The 21,442-nt window shown below is 38.8% G+C and carries 20 protein-coding genes; 3 read left to right on the forward strand and 17 right to left on the reverse strand.

Going from position 1 to position 21,442, the window contains the following annotated elements:
• Positions 1-7: 7 nt before the first annotated feature.
• Positions 8-2,308, reverse strand: a complete 2,301-nt coding sequence (locus RE409_RS17710; RefSeq protein ID WP_309557861.1) for a DEAD/DEAH box helicase — start codon at positions 2,306-2,308, stop codon at positions 8-10.
• A gap of 123 nt (positions 2,309-2,431) precedes the next feature.
• Positions 2,432-3,196: an alpha/beta fold hydrolase gene (locus RE409_RS17715; RefSeq protein ID WP_201223802.1), complete on the reverse strand. Its 765-nt coding sequence runs from the start codon at positions 3,194-3,196 to the stop codon at positions 2,432-2,434.
• A 207-nt stretch (positions 3,197-3,403) separates the two neighbouring features.
• Between RE409_RS17715 and RE409_RS17720 the strand changes: the two genes are divergently transcribed.
• The gene (locus RE409_RS17720) at positions 3,404-3,799 is read left to right on the forward strand and encodes an Hsp20/alpha crystallin family protein (protein WP_162878643.1); all 396 of its coding nucleotides are present in this window, start codon (positions 3,404-3,406) and stop codon (positions 3,797-3,799) included.
• A gap of 77 nt (positions 3,800-3,876) precedes the next feature.
• Here RE409_RS17720 and RE409_RS17725 read toward each other — a convergent pair whose 3' ends face one another.
• From RE409_RS17725 to RE409_RS17740, 4 genes are all read right to left on the reverse strand, one after another.
• Complete coding sequence (locus tag RE409_RS17725; RefSeq protein ID WP_309559288.1) at positions 3,877-4,518, reverse strand: YppG family protein; 642 nt, start codon at positions 4,516-4,518, stop codon at positions 3,877-3,879.
• Between the two features lie 78 nt (positions 4,519-4,596).
• The gene (locus tag RE409_RS17730; protein ID WP_162878644.1) at positions 4,597-4,965 is read right to left on the reverse strand and encodes a YppE family protein; all 369 of its coding nucleotides are present in this window, start codon (positions 4,963-4,965) and stop codon (positions 4,597-4,599) included.
• A gap of 69 nt (positions 4,966-5,034) precedes the next feature.
• A complete protein-coding gene (locus RE409_RS17735) occupies positions 5,035-5,310 on the reverse strand; it encodes a hypothetical protein (protein WP_053346742.1) in 276 nt (91 codons plus the stop codon).
• Between the two features lie 334 nt (positions 5,311-5,644).
• Positions 5,645-6,622 carry a DUF2515 family protein gene (locus tag RE409_RS17740; RefSeq protein ID WP_201223798.1) on the reverse strand — a complete coding sequence of 326 codons (978 nt, stop codon included), beginning with the start codon at positions 6,620-6,622 and terminating at the stop codon, positions 5,645-5,647.
• 146 nt (positions 6,623-6,768) lie between these two features.
• On the opposite strand from RE409_RS17740, the gene recU reads away from it, so the two are divergent.
• Both recU and RE409_RS17750 read left to right on the forward strand, forming a co-directional pair.
• Positions 6,769-7,380: a Holliday junction resolvase RecU gene (gene recU, locus RE409_RS17745; protein ID WP_082527551.1), complete on the forward strand. Its 612-nt coding sequence runs from the start codon at positions 6,769-6,771 to the stop codon at positions 7,378-7,380.
• 28 nt (positions 7,381-7,408) lie between these two features.
• A complete protein-coding gene (locus RE409_RS17750; protein WP_309557862.1) occupies positions 7,409-10,138 on the forward strand; it encodes a PBP1A family penicillin-binding protein in 2,730 nt (909 codons plus the stop codon).
• 50 nt (positions 10,139-10,188) lie between these two features.
• Here RE409_RS17750 and RE409_RS17755 read toward each other — a convergent pair whose 3' ends face one another.
• From RE409_RS17755 to panB, 11 genes are all read right to left on the reverse strand, one after another.
• Positions 10,189-10,707, reverse strand: coding sequence for a YpoC family protein (locus tag RE409_RS17755; protein WP_201185617.1), 519 nt, complete (start codon positions 10,705-10,707; stop codon positions 10,189-10,191).
• Positions 10,704-11,360: an endonuclease III gene (gene nth / locus RE409_RS17760; RefSeq protein ID WP_309557863.1), complete on the reverse strand. Its 657-nt coding sequence runs from the start codon at positions 11,358-11,360 to the stop codon at positions 10,704-10,706. The genes RE409_RS17755 and nth overlap by 4 nt, the downstream gene beginning before the upstream one ends.
• A gap of 22 nt (positions 11,361-11,382) precedes the next feature.
• On the reverse strand, positions 11,383-12,078 hold the full coding sequence (locus RE409_RS17765; RefSeq protein ID WP_056525004.1) for a DnaD domain-containing protein: 696 nt from the start codon (positions 12,076-12,078) through the stop codon (positions 11,383-11,385).
• Between the two features lie 115 nt (positions 12,079-12,193).
• Entirely contained in the window at positions 12,194-13,486 is a 1,293-nt protein-coding gene (gene asnS / locus RE409_RS17770; protein WP_053346747.1) for an asparagine--tRNA ligase, read from the reverse strand.
• A 718-nt stretch (positions 13,487-14,204) separates the two neighbouring features.
• Complete coding sequence (locus RE409_RS17775) at positions 14,205-15,389, reverse strand: pyridoxal phosphate-dependent aminotransferase (RefSeq protein ID WP_056525007.1); 1,185 nt, start codon at positions 15,387-15,389, stop codon at positions 14,205-14,207.
• 19 nt (positions 15,390-15,408) lie between these two features.
• Entirely contained in the window at positions 15,409-15,885 is a 477-nt protein-coding gene (locus RE409_RS17780; RefSeq protein WP_056525010.1) for a cell wall elongation regulator TseB-like domain-containing protein, read from the reverse strand.
• Between the two features lie 18 nt (positions 15,886-15,903).
• Positions 15,904-16,074, reverse strand: a complete 171-nt coding sequence (locus tag RE409_RS17785; RefSeq protein WP_082527552.1) for a YpmA family protein — start codon at positions 16,072-16,074, stop codon at positions 15,904-15,906.
• A gap of 158 nt (positions 16,075-16,232) precedes the next feature.
• Positions 16,233-19,013 carry an ATP-dependent DNA helicase DinG gene (dinG, locus tag RE409_RS17790; RefSeq protein WP_201223792.1) on the reverse strand — a complete coding sequence of 927 codons (2,781 nt, stop codon included), beginning with the start codon at positions 19,011-19,013 and terminating at the stop codon, positions 16,233-16,235.
• A 229-nt stretch (positions 19,014-19,242) separates the two neighbouring features.
• Positions 19,243-19,626 (reverse strand): aspartate 1-decarboxylase, encoded by a 384-nt coding sequence (gene panD, locus RE409_RS17795; protein WP_053346751.1) that lies wholly within the window; start codon positions 19,624-19,626, stop codon positions 19,243-19,245.
• Positions 19,627-19,650: 24 nt separating this feature from the next.
• A complete protein-coding gene (gene panC, locus RE409_RS17800) occupies positions 19,651-20,499 on the reverse strand; it encodes a pantoate--beta-alanine ligase (RefSeq protein WP_201185622.1) in 849 nt (282 codons plus the stop codon).
• Entirely contained in the window at positions 20,496-21,332 is an 837-nt protein-coding gene (panB, locus tag RE409_RS17805; protein WP_201223788.1) for a 3-methyl-2-oxobutanoate hydroxymethyltransferase, read from the reverse strand. Before panB ends, panC begins: the two co-directional genes overlap by 4 nt.
• Positions 21,333-21,442: the final 110 nt, after the last annotated feature.

Genomic DNA, 21,442 nt, shown 5'->3' on the forward strand with positions numbered 1-21,442 from the left:
TGCACCTCTATTCACATACCCCTGCATTTGATGCATGGTTTTCCTTACAAAACAGATCCAATAACCGCTTAGCATCACTTTTGGCTGTCTTCGAAGCAGATTCCGTTCCGATACAGGAAGGACAGCCGTTTTCACAAGAACAATTTTCAATCATTGATTTTGTTTCCAACAAAATGACCGCAGCATTTTCAAACACTTTATCACTTAGTCCTATTCCACCTGGATAACTGTCATAAATAAAAATGGTAGGTTTTTCATTATGTGCTGCTTTAACTTGTGGATACACATGTATATCATGGGGATCACACATTACATAAAGCGGAATCATGTAATTCAGCGCGTGTGAGGCACCTATCATTCCTTGCTCGATTCGATTTTCATCCCATTCAAAAATATCAGGTTCCATGGAAAGCATGGCAGAGCTCGTATGAAGTTCCACTTCCGGGAGGCTGATTGGCCCTGATCCAATATTTTCATGAGTCTCAAATTTAATTTTTTTGAATATCGTAGGCATCGCCCGGATAGAGACATCTCCAAAAGCTGCTGTAGTTGAAGAGAATGTTTGCTGTTTATCCACTTCCAATACAGATAACTGAACAGCAAGGTTAGCATCGGTGTAATAGTCCACATTGACTTCACGTACATACGCTTTCTTTTCTTCCCAATCTAATTCTTCCACTTGGAATTGTATTCCTTGATGCAAATAAATTGCTTCATCGTGAAGAAGGGTCATCGCACTGAACGTATCCATTTCTCCGATAACCCTATTGTCTGGGGCATTCGTTTGATCGACGATGACGACATTTTCCTGTGCTGCAGAACGAAGACTGATATTGCTCGCCGGAAATGCGTCATTCATCCAATGCCATTTATCGCCATTTTGGTGTAAAACTCTTTCTTCTGTCAGAAATTCAAGAACGTCAATAATCTCCGCTTTGCCAAAGGCATCTCCTTTTTTAAAAGGAAGCTCATATGCTGCACATTTGATATGATCAACCAAGATTACGAGATTATCTGGATTAATTCTTGCGGTTTCCGGATTTCTCGTAAAGAAATAGTCAGGATGCTTCACGATATACTGATCAAGAGCACTAGAGCTGCCGACCATGATGATTAAAGCTTCTCCATGCCTTCTACCTGCACGTCCTGCCTGCTGCCAGGCGCTCGATATTGATCCAGGGTAGCCAGTCATGATGCAAACCTGAAGCTGACCGATATCAACCCCTAACTCAAGAGCATTCGTAGAGATCACACCATAAATTGAACCATCCCGCAGCCCCTTTTCAATTTCTCTACGCTGTGTTGGCAAATAACCTCCACGATAACCTCGGATCGATTTTGGACCCAACTGTTTGGACACTAGTTCCTGTAAATAGGTTAGTAAAATCTCCACACGGACCCTGCTTCGAGCGAAAACAATTGTTTGAATCTTATTTTTCAAAAACTCATTTGCGAGTTTCCTGACTTCCAACACCGCACTTCTTCGAATATTAAGCGGTTTATTAATTACTGGCGGATTATAAAACACAAAATGTTTTTTTCCGCTCGGTGCTCCATTGTTATTGACCAGAACCATCTCTTTTTCCGTAAGTTCCTCAGCCAACTCTTTTGGATTATTGATTGTCGCAGATGTACAGATGAATACAGGATCACTTCCATAAAACTGGCAGATTCGTTTTAGTCTTCTAATGACGTTTGCCGTATGACTTCCAAAAACGCCTCGGTATATATGAAGTTCATCGATGATCACATACTTTAAATTCTCAAATAAAGAAACCCATTTCGTGTGATGCGGCAGGATTCCCGAATGGAGCATATCAGGGTTGGTAATCACAATATGCCCTGCCTGACGTATTTTTTGCCTTATATTGGATGGTGTGTCTCCATCGTACGTATAACTATTTATATCAGCTTCCATCTCATTAATCATTTCGTTCAATTCACTTTTTTGATCATAACTTAATGCTTTTGTCGGAAAAATATAAAGTGCTCTTGTTTTTTCATCTTCAAGTACTTTTTGAAGAACTGGCAAATTATAGCATAACGTTTTACCAGAAGCTGTCGGTGTGACAGCCACAAGGCTTTTACCACTCACAGCAGTCTCAAAAGCAGTCGCCTGATGGGTATACAACCCATTTATCCCTCGTTTATTAAGAGCCTGCTTGATTTTATCATCTATTTGATCTGGGAAAGAGACGATTTTTGCCTCTTTCGCGTCAATAACTTGCCAGTGAACAATATTATTTTTAAATTCCTCATTTGTTTTTAAACCAGTGATAACTTCTTGTAAATTTTTTCGCAGTTTCATATAACCCACCTCATACTCCTATTCTACCGAATGAACGTTCTGTACAAAAGGGAAACTATTTCCTTTTACAAAAAAAAAGCAGGAAACGGTAAAATTCCGTGTTCCTACTTGTTATTTCTTCACTTATTTTCCTTCGACAAAACGTATAATTTCTTCGGCAAGTTTGCCTGGGGCTTCCAACATCCCCATATGCCCGCTTCCTTTGAGTATAACTTCTTTAATATGATCCCCTTTTACAGTAAAGGTTTTTTTAGCAGGAATAACCTTATCTTGTTCACCTGCAACCAAAAGGACAGGTAGCTTTGTATCTTTCAGTACATGATTTCGGTCTCTTCTTTTCCTCATAGCATGCAAAGAACCGATTGCTCCACTTTCACTTGTTTTATAACCTATTTCTTTTGCATTTTCAATGTTAGGATCATCAGATTTAGCAAAAAGCTTCGGTACAAGTCCGTCAATAAAGGCAGGGATCCCGTCAATTTCAATTTTTTCAACAGATTTTAACCGCCCTTCCTTCCCAGCCTCATCGTCAGGCAATGCGGTGGAATGAATGAGGGAGAAACCACTCAATTTTTCAGCAAACTGCTCAGCAAATGACAATGTGATATAACCTCCGAGCGAATGACCGAACATGTAAACCTGATTGATTTGCTGTTCATCTAAGAATGCAGCAATATTCACTGCCATCTCTTCAATCGTGAAAGATGTCCCTAGTGGCTCACTTGCACCATGACCTGGTAAATCAATGGCAATAACTCGATATTTATCTTTTAAACCACTAATGATGTCCTGCCAATACCCATGACTTCCGCAAAATCCATGGATAAATAGCAACGTTTTTTTACCTTCCCCGCTATCTATGTAAGAAAGCTTGTTCCTTTTATTCATCTCTATCCCTCTTTTCTAAAAATAATCATTTAGTAACGTTATTCCCTTCCTCCCTATATCTAAACCCTTCTTTGATTCACACATATTAAGTCTCTACATAGCCTATATGCAAAGGAATTTTTAGAAAGGAGCACTGTGATGACCTCTTCTGAAAAAAATAATAACCACAAGGGCAGAAATGAGCCTTTTACCCATTTTATTCACAAGATGGATCGATTGTTTTCCGAGAGACCCAAAGGCATGCTGCAATCACTTGATGATTTCTTTAGTTCAGCAAAAGAACGAAGCTTTCCGGTCGACCTTCATGAGACGAATTCCGAATATATCCTCACTGCTAGCTTGCCCGGAATTGCACGCAGCCAAATTTCCATTGATTTGTTGACCCAGGCGGTAACCATCTCGGCAAATCATGTAGATAGCCTTGCTACGCAACATAAAACTCAAGGAATGTTTCAGAAAGATCTGTCAGCAAGCCGATTATCTAGAACCATTTCCTTTCCAAAACCAATTAATGAAAGAAAAGTAACAGCAAGACATCGCGATGGCATTCTCACTCTACATTTACCCAAGGTTAAGGGAAATCGAATTGAAATCAATGATTAATCTTTTTAAGCAATTAAAAAGCAGACTTAATTAAGTGGCTGGGTCACTTGTAAGTCTGCTTTTACTTTATTCAACATCTAAACTTTGAAGAAGCCCCCTACTCCTTTGACCATTGAAGAAACTTGAGAGACTGTATTCATCATTTGTCCAGCTGTGTTCATCATTTTCGTTATATCCATGGATCCATCTTGTGTTTTGAATTGATTCATAACCGACTTGATACCCGATGGCTGCTGTTTTTGCATGAATTGCTGCTTTGGATATGGATTGTGAGCCTGCTGCTGATTATGTGGGGGACGTTTAGCCGGCTGGAGCGGGTTATCAAACGGACTAAAAGCTTGAGGCTGATGTTGCTGCTGATGTTGCTGCTGATAGGGCTGCAGTTGCATTGGCTGCATTGGCTGCATCGACTGCATTGGCTGCTGCATTGGATGCATCGACTGCATTGGCTGCATTACACTGTTGCCTGGAAACGCTCCCACAGGCATCACCTGTTGTTGCATTTGTTGAAACGGATGATAGGCCGCCTGTTGATATGGGTCATGATTTGTCGGCATATAGCCCCCTTTTTCCTGGGGAGGATAAGGATACATATATGGTTCTTGATTACTGGGCTGAGGATACGGCATTGGCTGCTGGTATCCTCCCCAGTATTCTGATATTGATTGAGGATAATGTTCTTGACTAGGGGAGACTTGGTTATAACCGGATCTCATCATTTCCAATGAGCCCTCCTCATTATTCATGGCATGGTTCCAATAATATATGAAAAAAGAGGAAATATAGTGTAGGTGTTTTTATGATAATATCCGATCGATTTCTGATTTTACATTATTAAGAATAAACACAACCGATTGGACATGACTTTTAAATCGCTTGTAACTGGTTTTTGGAAAAAATGCCTGAACGGCTACATCGGAAAGGTTATGTGCTGTTTGTTCAATTTGCTCGGGGAAAAGATGTTTAAACTCCGTTTCTTTCATCCACTCCTTCATTCCGCTTTCCCATTCCATACAAATGGTTCTGACTTGATCTGCAAACGGCTTAACCTCAGAAAAGAAATCCTTTTCTTTTCCTTCCCTACGTACATTTTCATATATATCATCTGCTTTAACCGCATAATTCAATAATTGTTCAGTTAATCTTTGAAGATTTTCTTTTTGCACAATAAATTCCTCCGCACATTTGTTTCCAATAGTATAATCTAGTTCTTTATAAAATGAAATCCTGTTGGCTTAAAACTGCACTTCAGCTAAAATCTTGTGCGTCCTTTTGGATTTATCTAGTGTAATGGAATAGGAATGGTTTTCTTTTTCAGTATTAATCCAATAATCTTCTGCTTTCTCAATGGCCTCCTGGGCTTCATTTACTAATGTATACTGCTCTGCCCATAGTTTACACCTTACTGTATTAACAGTTTCTCCATATGAATTTTCCAAACAGTCCAGACTGGTACTGATCTCAGCTATCATCCTTAGTATTTCCTCTGTTGCGACACTATTATTGACCATGCTGACCCCTCCCATTCATTACCTGTACTATTCTTTTTTTTATTAGAAAGCCCTTCAACGTTGACAAAACTAGAAGGGAATCGGCAAAGAAAGTGCTATTCACTTAATTTATTGGGACCTTCGACAACAATGGCAGAATGAAGAATGGAGTTTTAAACAAAAATACAGACAGGAGGTGAATTTTATGCAGTCGAATGAAAGCAGACAGAAAGCAAACGAAAAACGACAAAAGCCGCCCAGCAACAAGGCAGGAACGGGAAATCCGAAACTTAGTGGAGAAAACCGGCCCTCTACCTAAGGCTGTAACACTTGCATCACCATTAACAGGGAAGGCTTAATCAACGCCTTCCCTGTTTGTCATTTTATTAAAAAACCAATTTTTGACCATTACGGCTGTGTGTAGCTGTTTTTGTTTATGGTCATACCAGTCGGTCAACATAGGGTCTTCCTCCCATTTAGGTTTTATAAACCACTCCTTTTTAATTTTTTTATTTGAATCCCACTGTTCAATCTTTTCTGCCTTATGATGGATGATTGGATAAACTCCCCGCAGCATCGGTGTCTCGTGGTACCTAGGCCTTTTTCGATATTGTTCATAATCGAAGCGGGCTCCGGTTGGCTCAGTGCGGCAGGAAAATTCATGAAATAGTGGAAACAACTCCTTAGAAAATAAAAGATTAGCCAATTTTTTCCCCAAATTAATTCTTTCATCGATATTTCTAAAATGCGAAACGGACGAACCATACAATTTCCCATTGCAAGTAGGAAATAATACAGTACTAAAATGCATCCAGTCCTGCAGCAAAAATAATAATGAATGAAATACGAAAGATTGCTTTTTAATAACGGGTTTTTCAATGATATTTTGTTCATTTATTATTAGAGCAGTGACTAATTTTTCGTGATTTCTATGTTTCCAAAAAGATTTCCATTGATTTGTCATAAATTTGGTAATAAAAAAATAATGACATAAGTGAAACAAAGGACGCCCATACTTCGTCGAATAATGATAGAGCAGTAATTGTGGATAAGCATCCTGGAAAATACGCCAATTCGCTTCTTCATATGTAAGGAATAATTGAAGTCTGTATTTAGAACTAAGTAAATGAGAAAACCAAATCCCTTCAAGATCACACATATTCCAGCCTGCATTTCGGGAAACCATACCTGCCAAAAAGGACCATTGGATTTCTGGATGAGCATTAAAAAATTGTTCATATGCTTTAGTTCTTGATATATTATCTCTATTCCCTTTTGCAGTTTGAACTTTTATGGAGTAGAGTAATTGCATTTCCGTCTTTGGAATTCGCATTCTAATGCTCCCAACCTTTCAAGAAGGATAAAATGTGACAATTGTGTTGTACTTAAATCCTATCGTTCTAAGAAACAATTCTTTTTATTCACATTTTAGATTCTTTTTTTGCTAATATAGATAAGTGAAAAAAAGGAGGGGTAAAAGTGGCATTTCATTATCCCAACGGACGAAGATTTGTACCGCAGGCAATGGAAGAAAAGAAAAGCCCACTTAAAGAAATCAGTTATAGCAACCGGGGAAAAACATTAGAAGATGATTTGAACGAAACCAATCAGTATTATTTAGCACACGGTATTGCCGTCATTCATAAAAAACCAACACCTATTCAAATTGTCGATGTTCACTACCCGAAAAGAAGTGCCGCTGTTATTAAAGAAGCATACTTCAAACAAGCATCGACTACCGATTACAATGGTGTTTATAAAGGAAAGTACATTGATTTTGAGGCAAAGGAAACGAAAAACAGCAGTTCCTTCCCTCTTAAGAATTTTCATGACCATCAAATTGAACATATGAAACACATTGTTCAGCATGACGGAATTGCATTTGTAATCATCCGTTTTTCTGCTACGGATGATATATATTTAATGAGTTCTGAACAACTAGGTTTTTATTGGAAAAGAATGAAAGACGGCGGACGCAAATCTATTACTCTCCAAGAGGTCGAAAGTAGTTCAGAAAAGATTACTCTTGGCTTTCAACCGAGAATTGACTATATTAAAGTAGTAGATTTACTAATCGCAGAAAATTTTTAGTTTTTTTTAGAAAGGCAGGTTAGCTGTAATGGCTGAAAAATATAATACTAGAGAAGAACGCCGAAAGCAGGGGCAGACTCAGAAAAAGGCACCAAAAAATGGGCCGAAAAAGTCAGCAAGCATGCTCAAGCGCATTTTTCTTATACTCGTTACAATTGGAATTATCGGCTTAGTCACTGGAGGTGCTGCATTAGCTTACTTTATAAGTGATGCTCCCAAACTTGATGAAAAGCTTTTAAAAGATCCAGTTACTTCAAAAATCCTTGATGAAGATGGTAAATTACTGGCAGAGGTTGGCAGAGAGAACCGGGATTATGTCAATTATGAAGATATACCTGATCTTGTAGAAGAAGCCTTCCTGGCAACAGAAGATTCCCGCTTTTATAAACATCACGGGGTTGATTTTTTACGTCTGGGTAGCGCAGTCATCGCCAACGTCAAAAATGGATTTGGCTCAGAGGGTGCTAGTACTTTAACCCAACAAGTTATCAAACGTTCTTATTTAACGCCTGATAAAACTATTAAAAGGAAAGTCCAAGAAATGTGGCTATCCATACAGCTTGAAAGAAAGTATACAAAAGAAGAAATTTTTGAAATGTATGTTAATAAAATTTTCTTTGCAAACCGTGCAAATGGGATTTTGACTGCATCTCAAACATATTATGGAAAAGATTTAAGTGAATTGAAATTAAACGAAGCGGCCATGCTTGTTGGATTACCGCAAAGTCCAAGCCGTTATGATCCATATAAATATCCCGAACGTGCAAAAGAACGTCGCGATATTGTACTTCATTTAATGAATAAACATGGTTATATATCCGAGAAGGAAATGAAAGATGCTCAAAATATCGATATTGCTGAAGGACTTCAAGAAGTTGATAAGAGTCAAATAGACACGACAGCTTATGATGCGTTTATCGACTTAGTAATTGAGGAAGTCGGGGATATGGGAGACTATAACGTCTTTACAGATGGATTAGAAATACAAACGACTATTGATAAAGACGCCCAAGAATATGTTTATAAAATGCTAAATAGTGATGAAGTCATCAATTACCCAAGTAAGGACCTTCAAGCCGGCCTTACCTTGCTTGATACACAATCGGGTGAAATTAAAGCTGTAGGCGGCGGTAGGAATACAACTGTTAAGCGCGGCTGGAATTATGCAACGGATGCCAAGCGTTCACCTGGTTCGACCATTAAGCCAATTCTGGATTATGGTCCTGCAGTAGAATATTTAAATTGGTCCACCTACCATCAAATCAAGGATGAGGAATATACCTACAGTGACGGAACACCGCTTAAAAATGCTTCAGGGCGTCATTATGGTACAGTTACGACTCGTGATGCACTGGCAAGGTCATTAAATATCCCTGCCTTAAAAACGCTTCAAGCAGTCGGCTTGGACCGGGCACGTGATTTTGCTGTAGACCTGGGCATTCCTTTTGATAAGGAAATCACCGAATCCGCTGCAATTGGCGGTGGCAAAGATGTTTCCACACTAGAACTTGCCGGAGCATACAGCACATTCGGTAACAGCGGAATCTATAACAAACCGCATACAGTGAAAAAAATTGTTTTACGTGATAAAACTACGATCAAAAACAAAATGGAAACGAAACCTGTAATGAAAGATTCAACTGCTTTTATCGTGACGGACATGCTGAAAAGTGTCATGAAAGAACCTTATGGAACAGGAAGGTTAGCCAATATACCTAATCTCCCGGTAGCCGGTAAAACGGGGTCAACCAATTTCACGCCTGAACAGCGTGCAAAGAACAACATCCCATCTTCCGGTGTAAAAGATAGCTGGATGGCGGGTTATACAACCAATTATACAGTCGCAGTATGGGCTGGTTATGATAATGCTTCAGGTGGGCAAATGGAATATCTGGGTGATTCATCACAAAGAATTCCAAAAGCAATATTTAAGAATTTAATGGAATATATGGCAAATTCAAAGGAAACTAAAGACTTTGAACAACCAGACAGTGTAGTAAAAGTTGGCATCATAAAAGGCTCAAATCCAGCTATTAAAGCCAATGAATATACGCCAAGTGATAGAATCACTTATGAATATTATGTTAAAGGGCACGAGCCAACACAAGTAACGACAGAATATAAGAAAATGGACTCACCTAGTATCAACGCTTCCTATAATCAAGAAAGCAATGAAATTCAGCTATCATGGTCATATCCTCAAAGTGATGGGGATCCGCAATTCGAAGTCAACGTGTCCGTTGATGGCGGAGCTCAAAGTGTGCTGAAAAAATCTAAGGATACTAGCTTGACGATTCCAAATCCAACCCCTGGAAGTAAATATACTTTCTCTGTTGTAGCAAGAGTTGATAATCAACAAAGTGATCCTGCTAGTACCTCTGTGGAAATTCCTGCAGAAGCGGTAGAACCTGAGAAACCAGACGAGGATATTGAAAAACCAGCCGAAGATGAAAATCTGGAACAAGAAACTCCAACCGAAGGCGAGGACAATCAAGGCAAAGACAATCAAGGCGAGGACAACGGCAACGGCAACGGCAACGGCAATGGCAATACCGAGAACAATGGCAATGGTAATGGTAACGAAAATGGAAACGGCAATAACAATGGCAATACAGATGATGGAAGTGGCAACAAAGACGACGAAAACGTTGTTGATGAAGGAGATACTGAACCTGGCACAGTAGAGGAGAATAAACCAGAAAAACCAGTCGAGACTCCTGATCCCACTCCAGACCCAGATAAAGAAAATGCAGACTAACAAACAAAAAAAACGTCTAAGCTTTAAGCTTAGACGTTTTTTTATCGTTCTTATTTTTTAATTTTAGACTTTACATATTGTTTTTCAAATTCCCTAAACATTTCACTGAGCTGCCTATACGAATGAAAAAAAGCAGGTCTTGCAAGGATAAAAGAAAGCCTTTCAACCAAATTTACTGGAATATAAGTGAAGTCCTTTATCTGTCCCTGCCAGGCACTCATTACAACTGGCATTCCATGCATCCAATAGACTGCCGATAAAAATAAACCAATTCCCTGCTTCATAGGTTCCAAAGCCTGTCCCGCTTTTCTCTCTGAAAATAGCAGACCGCATTCAGCTTCGATTTTCTTCCACTTTTCCAGTAGTTCCGGGACATGCCCATCTCCATCTTTCCAAGGTAAATAAGACTCTACTTTATTATAAAAAAGTAACTCATATGGGAACTTCTCGAGTTGAATCAAACAATTCCACTCATTATAGTCTTCTTTTTCCAAGATGATTTCCTCATTAGAAAAAAACAAAGGATGTTTTAATTCAGCAGGCACTCTTAATGAAAGCAATTGCGTCATTTGACCTCTATCCTTTTCATTCTTTTTTTCCCTTCACGGCACAGCTTTAGAAGCGGGCAGGTTTCACATCTCGGTGACTGGGCCTTGCAATGATAGCGTCCAAAGAATATCAGCCGGTGGTGCGTAACAGACCATTCTTCCTTTGGTATCTTGACCATTAATGTTTTCTCAACTTCGAGCACACTGTCCTTCCAGCGACATAATCCCAGTCGCTTGGAAACACGCTCTACATGGGTATCAACAGCAATCGCTGGCACGTCATACGCGACCGATACGACTACATTGGCCGTCTTTCGGCCGACACCAGGTAATTTAGTAAGTTCATCACGATCTCGTGGAACTTCTCTGTCATATTCCTCAATCAGCATTCGTGACAACTTTTGGATATTCTTAGCCTTATTACGAAACAACCCGATTGAGCGAATGTCATTTTCTAACTCCTCTATCGGGACGCTTATGTAATCCTCAGGCGTTTTATATTTTTGAAATAGATCCTTAGTAACCTTATTGACTAATACATCCGTACATTGAGCTGACAGGGCAACAGCAATCACCAATTCAAATGGATTGGAATGATTCAGCTCACAATGGGCATCCGGAAACATCTCACCCATTGTATCCAAACAATAGCGAATTTGAGCTTTATTAAGCATGTTCGTTCTCCTTTAATTCACATTACTGCTCGAGCCAATTATAAAAGGGCACATCTTTCATCGGTTGTGTTGGCTCTATTTTCCGGTCCCTTTTTTGATGCACTCTAAATTTTTGTCCTTGCTCCCTTGCTTGTTCCAGGGTTTTTATTCCATTCTTTTTCCACTCAAATAAAATCCGGTCAATGTATCGGAAATTCAATTTACCAGAAATGACAGCCTCCTTAAGAGCTGATTTAATAATTTCCGGTTGATGATCATCTTCCATCCACATTGCCAATGTCTCACATTCAAATGGAGATAATGGGCGCCCGAACTCCTGTTCAAAAATCGTATAAAGACTCTCCCCGGCTTTTTGTACCTCAGCGGATTCAGCCTGTTTCAAAGACTTTAAGAAGCAGTCCATCATTTTTTCATATAGCGGAGCCAGCGAATATTTTTCCTGGCCGATTTCTTGATTACTTTCAACCAACATTTCAACAAACCCTCTTTGAACCAAACGTTGGATTAAAAATAGACATTCCGATTCTTGTAATGTCATTCGTTCAGATAGTTGGGATGGTGCAGGAAAAGGATTATCTTTATCAATAAAACTTTGCAATTGAAGTAATAGGACCATTTCTTGTTCATTTAGTCCCATTGTCTTATAGTTAGTCAACAAAAAGGATGGAATCGTTATCGTTCCTTCCTTAAACCACGCATATAAATGTTCTTTATTCATGTTATGGACACCTCTGAATAAGTATAACATGAATAAGGGTTTACGAATAAGCTTATAATTTTAACAAAAAACGGTTATCTGCCAAATATGACAAGATAACCGTTTTATCATGGAATCAAGGATATAATCGATTTAATAGGCGTGGGAATGGAATAGTTTCACGGACGTGTTCAACACCACTAATCCATGCTACTGTCCGTTCTAAGCCCAAACCGAAGCCCGAATGCGGTACCGAGCCATATTTTCTTAACTCCATATACCATTTGTAAGCATCTTCACTCAAGCCATGCTCTTTAATTCTCTGTTCAAGCAGTTCTTGATCATGAATCCGCTCTGAACCACCGATAATTTCACCATATCCTTCTGGAGCAATCAAATCGGCACAAAGAACGACTTCTTCCCTGTTAGGATCTGGCTGCATATAAAAAGGTTTAATTTTCGTTGGATAATGAGTGATAAATACTGGCTTTTCATAACTCTCTGCTATTGCTGTTTCGTGTGGCGCTCCAAAATCATCACCCCATTGGATATCTTCAAAGCCTTGTTCATGAAGGAATTTAATTGCCTCATCATATGTAATCCGTGGGAAAGGAGCCTTAATTTGTTCAAGCTTTGCTGTGTCACGGCCTAGTGTATTCAACTCAAGCTGACAGTTTTTCAATACAGACTGAATTATTGATGAGACAAATTGCTCCTGAACTTCCAGGTTTTCTTTGAATTCAATGAAAGCCATTTCCGGTTCAATCATCCAGAACTCGATTAAATGACGTCTTGTTTTGGATTTCTCTGCCCGGAACGTAGGACCAAAAGAAAATACTTTTCCTAATGCCATGGCTGCTGCTTCCATATAAAGCTGACCGCTTTGTGAAAGATATGCATCCTCTTCAAAATATTTCGTGGCGAATAATTCACTTGTTCCCTCTGGAGCACTTCCTGTTAAAATTGGAGGATCGACCTTAACAAATCCTTCTTCATTAAAGAATTCATAGGTAGCACGAATGATTTCATTCCTAATTTTCATAACAGCATGCTGACGTTTTGAACGCAGCCATAAATGACGGTTATCCATTAAGAATTCAGGACCATGTGCTTTTGGAGTAATCGGATAATCAACTGATTCATGAATGACTTCAATATCTTTTACCTGTAATTCAAATCCAAACGGCGAGCGCTCATCCTTCTGAATGACACCTGTAACGTACATAGATGTCTCTTGCGTAACCGTTTTCGCACGAGCGAAAACTTCTTCGCCCACATCTGCTTTAACGACCACACCTTGTATGAAGCCAGAGCCATCACGAATTTGAAGAAAAGCAATTTTCCCACTGGAACGTTTGCTAGCAAGCCAGCCGCCAATGGTCACTTCTTGATTGACAAATTTACTAGCTTCTTTTATTGTAATTTTCACGGAATTTCCCTCCAAAAATAGCTTATCTTACTAAGGAATTTACTCTACTTATTATACCTATAGCCCTCCATACAAGCAAATAAATCACATAAATCAGAGGTTCCAAAATTCTTTTATATTCTTTTTATTCATACTTTTTTTGATAACTATTGCCCTTGTACTTGTTAGGTTCCTTATTTACTAACGTATTTGCTGATACAAAATGCAATAGTCATTTTTAAGCTTTTGTTTTTAAAATTTATAGACTAAACATACTATTTAAAAGGGGTGACAATTGAACTGTCCACATATATAAAATCCACCATTTAAAATTTGTTCCAGAAATAATCCTTTACCCTTTCACGCACCTTTATCTCTAGCTCTAGGTTTATAGTATTATCTTTTATAACACCTAACAGCAAAATTGGCCATTATTTTAATCACTACTTATCGTGATAAAGTCCTGGCAACTATCAACATGACTTTAAATACATATTCTTTTGTAATTCTTTAGTTAATTGAACTTCTGAAAGATAATCTTGAAGGAGCCGATTACACATAACTTTTATTATTTTTTTTATCAATATCTGAATCTACTTCACACAATTTATCTAAAACAATTGGTCACATCCTTTTATAAAGGGAACCAAAGTACATCCTGTACCACTAAAATATTTATTAAACAAAAAAACCTGCTGACACCCACTTTTACGCGGAATGACTGCAGGTTTTATAATATTTAAGCCATTTTTGACTTAACAAATGAATGGATTCTTTCAACCGCTGCTTCAAGCAGTTCCAATGAAGTCGCGTAAGATAGTCTGATGTTGTCCGGAGCACCAAAACCTGAACCTGGAATTACTGCTACCTGAGCTTCTTCTAACAATGCAGTAGTAAAATCATCCACATTGCTGTAGCCAGTTAATTCAACCGCACGTTTAACATTCGGGAACAAGTAAAATGCTCCTTGCGGTTTAATGCAGCTAACTCCTGGAATTTCCACTAATTTATCATAAATTGTATTCAATCGACCTTCAAATGCTTGGCGCATTTCTTCCACAGGATCCTGTGAACCTTCATAAGCGGCAATTGCACCGTACTGAGCTGTTGTCGTAGGATTGGATGTGCTGTGGCTAGAAAGGTTTGTCATAGCTTTGATGATGGCCTCATCACCTACTGCATAACCAATTCTCCAGCCTGTCATTGAATGTGATTTAGAAACACCATTAATGATGATTGTTTGCTTTTTCAATTCAGGAGAAATCTCCGCAATCGATGTATGTGATGCATTTCCATAAACCAATTTCTCGTAAATTTCATCGGAAACGATTAAGATGTCATGTGCTAAACATACTTCTCCGATAGCCGCTAACTCTTCCCTAGAATAAAGCATACCAGTTGGATTGCTTGGAGAGTTAATGATAACTGCTTTCGTTTTCTCAGTAATTGCTTGTTCTAACTGTTCTTTTGTAATTTTATATTGATTTTCTTCAGTGCCTACAACATATACTGGTTTTCCGTCAGCAAGTTTAATTTGTTCTGGATAACTTACCCAATATGGTATTGGAACAATAACTTCATCTTCTTCATCCAGAATTGCTTGAAACAATGTATAAAGAGCGTGCTTAGCACCTGAACCAACAATAATTTCAGAAGGCTTGTAATCTAAACCTTGATCACGCTTTAATTTGGCAGCAATAGCCGCTTTTAACTTTGGAAGACCTGCTGATGGCGTATATTTAGTTTGCCCTTCATTCATCGATTGAACGGCTGCATCAATAATATGTTTAGGAGTGTTATAGTCTGGTTCACCGGCCCCCAAACCAATTATATCAAGACCTTGAGCTTTTAGTTCTTTTGCTTTTGCTGTTATTGCCAATGTTGATGATGGCGTTAATGCTTGAACCCGGTTAGCTAATTTCATAATAAATTAATCCCCCATTCTAAATGCTTCGATAATACTTTAGCCATTCCCCTGTTTTGAAATCATAATAATCATAATTAAAGCGCTCAGATTCATCAAGATATGTTACTTCCCAAAGTGGAACGTTTTTTTCCATACCAAGCTTTACTGAAATGATTTTTTGAGGATTTAGCTTTTCATTAACAATGCTTAAAATCTCTTTTTTTGACTTACCATCTTTATAGTTTTCCACTACAATTTCTTTCTTCTCGTCCTCAGGAAGCCAGACTATTTTTTTAGTCCCATTTTCTCCCTTACCAATGATGACAGAATACGAATCCTGCCCATTATAAAGGTAGAACTCTTCCATGGTTTCAAGGCCGCCCTCTTTCTTCGCCTTTTCAAAAGCCTCATTACCAGCTTCTTTTTTAGGCTGCAACGCTTTAATATATGCCCCGCCGACAAATCCGATAAAACAAAGGACTAGGATAGAAGCAATAATCAACCATTTTTTCAAAGCCGCTTTTCCCTCTTTCTATGTACGATAAATTGTAAATATCGCTTTTTCTTGATTTTCTGAATCTAATGCAAGTCCGAACATTAAGTCGTCCTTTTTCAACGTCCGGTTCAAAGAATCTACAATCTTATACAAATCAGGAGAATTTTGCAACCTGACTGTCGAGATTACTTCAATTTTACTTTCCATGAAAACGCCCCTCCATTTTAACTAAAAATTGTCAACAATCACTGGTATGAATAGGATTAGAAGGCTTTACTACCTTTCACATTATAACAGCTCGAAGGTTATTTTTCTTTATTATTTCATAAAAATTCAATTGGATTTATGAATAATCTAAAGATTCTTTAAATCCACTCTTCTATCATATCCACCATCTCATTAATTGAGCCCTGATGCCAGTCAACGGCCGGTATGGACTTTTGAAATTCAAGACCGTATTTGGCGGTGATAATGCGGCGGTCCAGAACAACTAGGACTCCTCTGTCTTCAGGAGTACGTATCAGCCTCCCGAATCCTTGGCGGAACCTTAGCAAGGCTTCAGGTAAAGAATACGCAGAGAAGGCGTTTCTGCCTTGCTTTTCGAGAAGTTGGCATTTTGCAGCTGTGACCGGCTCATCCGGTGGTGAAAACGGCAGCCTGACAATGATTAGGCAGGATAAATCCTCTCCTGGAATATCAACACCTTCCCATAGGCTAGTTGTTCCAAATAGGACGGCTTTCTCGAAGTTTTGAAAATTTCTGAGTAACCTCATTCGGCTTCCACCAGAAATCCCCTGTGCAAACAAGGTATACTCATCTAGGACCCCTGAGTCTTTGATGGAAAAATAGGTTGCTCGCAGCATCTCATGCGATGTGAACAAAACCATCATTCTCCCTTTAGCTGCCTGTGCAGCGGCAATAATATGGTTTGCCGCTGTTTCCGAGAACTCCTCCACTGATAAGCAATTAATATCCGGAATATCGTTCGGAACTACGACCTTCACAAGTTCCTTATAACGAAAAGGCGAAGGAAATCTTGCGGTCTGTATTGGTTCAGAATCTAAACCAAGCTGCGCTTTAAAGTACTGAAATGAATCCTTCACAACGAGGGTTGCCGATGTCATGATCACACTTTTCTGGCGTCCAAAATAGGAATCCCACAACCATTTACTTCCTGCAATTGGCTGAACAGTCAATGTCACGCCATGTTGTGGTGCTGTATTTGTATAATCAAGCCAATAAATATTTTCTTCTTGTGGATTGATAAAAAATTCATGTAAGGAATCCCTTGTATCCTGCAAATGTCCAAGAAGCACTTCTATATCATTTAAATAAAATAAAGCATTTTTCCCTAACGTGGCCTCATTATTTAATAAAAGACTCAACCTTTTCTCCAGTTCCATGATGATCGATCCTAGCAAGTCTACTAACCGTTCAGCAACCAGAATCGCTTTACTCCATCGATGGTCATCTATCTTAAATGAGAGGCGTTTCGGACTCACAGAATGAGATAGTTTTTGGGCTTGGTTGGAGATGTAATAAAAAAGTTGTTCAAATTCATAGGCAAAGTCATTAAGCTTTCGATCTAGGTCATGCGTGGACTTACCTTCCGTCAAGCCGTTGTTTGAGAGCAATTTTTCAAGTTTGTATAATAATTGCTTTTGATCTGTGGTCCCTAGTCTGTTCAGCACCGTCTTCACGGAAATATAATTAAGTCTTCGTCCAAGCTGTTTAGAAGCAGCCTGTTCCAAATGGTGAGCCTCATCAAGAATTAAATACCCTTTTTTTGGAATGAGGGCATCTTCTGTAAGAAGATCAGTCATTAAAAAGGAATGATTAGTAATGATGATATCTGCTTTGCCAGCTGTTCTTTTTGCTCTTTCAAAAAAGTCCAATTCAAGCCATGGTTGTTTTAAACCGACATATGTAAGCCCGTCACTTTGAAGTCTATTCCAAAAAAGTTGTCCACCACTTGTGAGATTTAATTCATCTTTATCTCCTGTTTCCGTTTCCGTTAGCCAAACTAATATTTGCATTTTTGTTAATGCTGTTTCGTAATTATCTTCCTTTTCACGTAATGCCCGTTCAAACTTTGCCAAACTCAAATAATTACTTCTTCCCTTTAGCAATACAGCTTGAAAAGAATAAGGAAGGATTTTTTTCAGCTTAGGAACTTCGTTTTGAAGAAGTTGATCCTGTAACTGAAGCGTATACGTCGAAACGACTACGGGCTTTTGATGTTTCCTCGCAAAATAAACAGCAGGAAGCAGATAGCCTAAGGATTTCCCAATCCCAGTCCCAGCTTCAATGATTGCGTCTTGACTGGATTCGAAGGAATGATGAATCATATTCATCATTTCCAGCTGTCCGTTTCTCGCTTCAAAAGCAGGAAAAGCATTTTGTAGCATGGCCATTTTCTTCTCATCATCTTGCGGAAATTCTGCTTCTCTGTCTTTATAATCAGTTTCTTCGTCGACTTTTTTAAATGCAAGGCCTCTAAATGTAATAAGTTCAGGTGAATGAACTTCAGCTTTTGTAAGTTTGCTTGCAATACAAGCATCTATCAATTCGGAAATTTCACTTTGTAAGGAAAAAGATAAGCGGTATAACTGTTTTAGCGTCATCACTGGCAGATTCATGAGCTTTTTTTTCAATTCCAATAATAATAAAGCGGTAGCATATGCATCGCTATCCGCTTGATGAGGCCGAGAATGATCTAGATTTTCTTCTTTGGCCAGCTGATGTAGCTTATATCCATCGGATGTCGGTTTCAAAATTTTCGCTAATTCTACCGTATCAAGTGTGGAACCATAAAAAGGCTCCAATCCACAGCGTACTAATTCTTCCTGTAAAAAAGATAAGTCAAATAAAACATTATGGGCAACAAAACAAGCCCCTTCTATAAGCCTGGAAATATTTTCTGCGACATCTTCAAAGTCAGGTGCATCCTTTACCGTCTCGTTGCTTATTCCGGTCAATTCTTCAATAAACAAGGAAATTTCTTGTCCAGGGTGGATGAACGTTGAGTATTCATCTACAATTTGATCATTTTCGATGACTACGCCGGCAAATTGAATAATCCGGTCTCCCTTTTTCGGAGAATTTCCTGTTGTTTCCAAATCGACCACTACATATCGTTGTGTCATGAATTGTACACCTCAAACTTCACTTTCTCCACTTCCTGATGGAATTCTCTTATCTTTTTTATACCATAATAATCGTAATAAAGGAAACACGCAGTTTATCGAATAAAAGTTTAATTACCTTTGAATCCACTTCAATCCCTCCCCCTATCCTGGTAATACAATTCTAAGCAAATGAAAAGGGCCGGCTCAACATATGCATGATACATGTGCATAAGAGCCGGCCTTCCGCTTACATGATAGTAGCTGCAGGTTCGTTTGAAATCAGTTCAACAATTTGGTTATTTTCATTCATAATCGCAACTTTAGGCTGATGATCACTCAGCTTATCTTCAGCGACCATCACATAAGAAATAATAATCACAATATCATCAGGCTGAACTAGTCTTGCTGCTGCTCCGTTCAAACAAACAACACCGCTGCCCCGTTCACCTGCAATCACATACGTTTCAAGGCGTGCACCATTATTATTATTGACGATGGCTACTTTTTCATTCGGCAGAATGCCTACCGCGTCAATTATGTCTTCATCGATTGTAATACTGCCAACATAATTCAAATTGGCTTCAGTAACCCTTGCGCGATGGATTTTTCCATTCATCATTGTTCGAAACATGTAAACTCCCCCTAAGCTGTAGGTTTATTCTACTGTCAATGTAATATTATCAATTAGCCTTGCATGCTTAAACTTCACGGCCATTGCAATAATGATATTTCCTGATAATGTTTCAATCGGCTTGAGCTCTGGATATTGATAAACCTCAATATAATCTATTTTCCCATTTGTATGGGCTTCTACATGTTCCCTTACTAGCGCCGTAATTGTATTAGGATTTCTTTCCCCTGTATTAATCGCTTCTATCGCCTTTAATAAACTTTGGTATAATTCTTTTGCTTCTATGCGTTCATCATCTAGCAGATATACATTTCGAGAGCTCTTTGCTAATCCATCTTCTTCACGAACGGTATCGACAGCTACGAGTTTAATTGGAAAATTAAAGTCTTGAATCAAACCATCTATTACTGCGACTTGCTGTGCATCCTTCTTACCGAAGTAAGCTCTATCTGGAAGAATGATATTAAAGAATTTCGTTAGGACCGTCGCTACACCATCGAAATGGCCTGGTCTTTGTCTACCACATAAACATTCCGTCCTGCTTTGGACGACAACCTTGACTGATGGTTCTTCACCGTACATTTCATTGACAGTTGGGTAGAAAAGATAATCTACGCCTGCATTGGCTGCGACATTTTCATCACGTTCCAAATCACGAGGGTATGTTTCAAAGTCCTCATTTGGTCCGAACTGCAACGGATTGACAAAAATACTTAAAACAACGATATCATTTTCTTTACGAGCGTTTTCTAAAAGGGTGGCATGTCCCTCATGTAAGAAGCCCATTGTCGCTACATAGCCGACACTTTTTTGATTGCTTTTTTCCTTAATGATTATTTGTTGTAATTCAGCTGCAGAAGTAAAAGTTTTCATTTTTTTCCCCCGTAAAGAGCTGAAAGCTGCTCTTCCTTCATCGTAAATGTATGCTCTTTCGTTGGAAAATCTTTAGTTTTCACGTCATTCACATAACTTGTAATCGAATTGCTTATTAGTTCGTTCGCATTTCCGTACACTTTAACAAATTTTGCAACACGATCAACACCATAACTGATGACATCGTGATAAACAAGGACTTGACCATCTGTTTCAGCACCTGCCCCAATTCCAATCGTTGGAATTGCTAGGTTTTGTGTGACGAGTTCTCCTACTTGATATGGTACACACTCAAATACTATCGCTATGGCTCCTGCCGCTTCACATTTTTTCGCATCTTCAACGAGCTGTGCAGCTGCTTCGGCATCTTTTCCCTGTACTTTATACCCACCAAGCACACCGACTGATTGCGGAGTCAGGCCAAGATGAGCTATTACGGGAATACCAGCCTTTGTTAATGCGGAGATTTTTTCGACAACATCATCTGCCCCTTCAACCTTCACAGCATCCGCATGGCCTTCCTGCATGATGCGGGCCGCATTTTTAAGTGTTTCATCTAAAGAAAGGTGATAGCTCATGAAGGGCATGTCTGTCACGACAAACGTATCGGGGGCCCCACGTTTTACTGCTTTTGTATGATGAATCATGTCATTAACCGTAACAGGGATGGTAGAGTCATAACCTAATACAACCATTCCTAAAGAATCGCCAACTAAAATCATGTCGACACCTGATTGTTCGGCTAACTTTGCTGACGGATAATCATATGCCGTAAGCATGACAATTTTCTCGTGATTTTGTTTCATTTTCAAAAAATCTCCGGATAATTTCATTACGTTTCCTCCTTTTTGATGGAGGAGATGAAAACATCAGCGTTTTAAAAACTGGTGTCTATACATTCATACGCAAAAAAAAGACTGACTAAATAGAGTATCTGTTACGT

This window comes from Peribacillus sp. R9-11, from assembly GCF_031345095.1.
Classification (GTDB): Bacteria; Bacillota; Bacilli; order Bacillales; family DSM-1321; genus Peribacillus; species Peribacillus butanolivorans.

What these genes read in the sequence shown, in the direction of transcription:
- RE409_RS17740 (WP_201223798.1), bottom strand. Translation starts at nt 6,622, where the DNA reads ATGCGAATTCCAAAGACGGAAATGCAATTACTCTACTCCATAAAAGTT.
- RE409_RS17765 (WP_056525004.1), bottom strand. Translation starts at nt 12,078, where the DNA reads ATGAATAAAGAACATTTATATGCGTGGTTTAAGGAAGGAACGATAACG.
- RE409_RS17710 (WP_309557861.1), bottom strand. Translation starts at nt 2,308, where the DNA reads ATGAAACTGCGAAAAAATTTACAAGAAGTTATCACTGGTTTAAAAACA.
- RE409_RS17720 (WP_162878643.1), top strand. Translation starts at nt 3,404, where the DNA reads ATGGATCGATTGTTTTCCGAGAGACCCAAAGGCATGCTGCAATCACTT.
- panC (WP_201185622.1), bottom strand. Translation starts at nt 20,499, where the DNA reads ATGAAAACTTTTACTTCTGCAGCTGAATTACAACAAATAATCATTAAG.
- RE409_RS17715 (WP_201223802.1), bottom strand. Translation starts at nt 3,196, where the DNA reads ATGAATAAAAGGAACAAGCTTTCTTACATAGATAGCGGGGAAGGTAAA.
- RE409_RS17785 (WP_082527552.1), bottom strand. Translation starts at nt 16,074, where the DNA reads ATGGAAAGTAAAATTGAAGTAATCTCGACAGTCAGGTTGCAAAATTCT.
- RE409_RS17755 (WP_201185617.1), bottom strand. Translation starts at nt 10,707, where the DNA reads ATGACGCAATTGCTTTCATTAAGAGTGCCTGCTGAATTAAAACATCCT.
- nth (WP_309557863.1), bottom strand. Translation starts at nt 11,360, where the DNA reads ATGCTTAATAAAGCTCAAATTCGCTATTGTTTGGATACAATGGGTGAG.
- RE409_RS17735 (WP_053346742.1), bottom strand. Translation starts at nt 5,310, where the DNA reads ATGGTCAATAATAGTGTCGCAACAGAGGAAATACTAAGGATGATAGCT.
- RE409_RS17775 (WP_056525007.1), bottom strand. Translation starts at nt 15,389, where the DNA reads ATGAAATTAGCTAACCGGGTTCAAGCATTAACGCCATCATCAACATTG.
- RE409_RS17725 (WP_309559288.1), bottom strand. Translation starts at nt 4,518, where the DNA reads ATGATGAGATCCGGTTATAACCAAGTCTCCCCTAGTCAAGAACATTAT.
- dinG (WP_201223792.1), bottom strand. Translation starts at nt 19,013, where the DNA reads ATGACACAACGATATGTAGTGGTCGATTTGGAAACAACAGGAAATTCT.
- RE409_RS17750 (WP_309557862.1), top strand. Translation starts at nt 7,409, where the DNA reads ATGGCTGAAAAATATAATACTAGAGAAGAACGCCGAAAGCAGGGGCAG.
- panB (WP_201223788.1), bottom strand. Translation starts at nt 21,332, where the DNA reads ATGAAATTATCCGGAGATTTTTTGAAAATGAAACAAAATCACGAGAAA.
- panD (WP_053346751.1), bottom strand. Translation starts at nt 19,626, where the DNA reads ATGTTTCGAACAATGATGAATGGAAAAATCCATCGCGCAAGGGTTACT.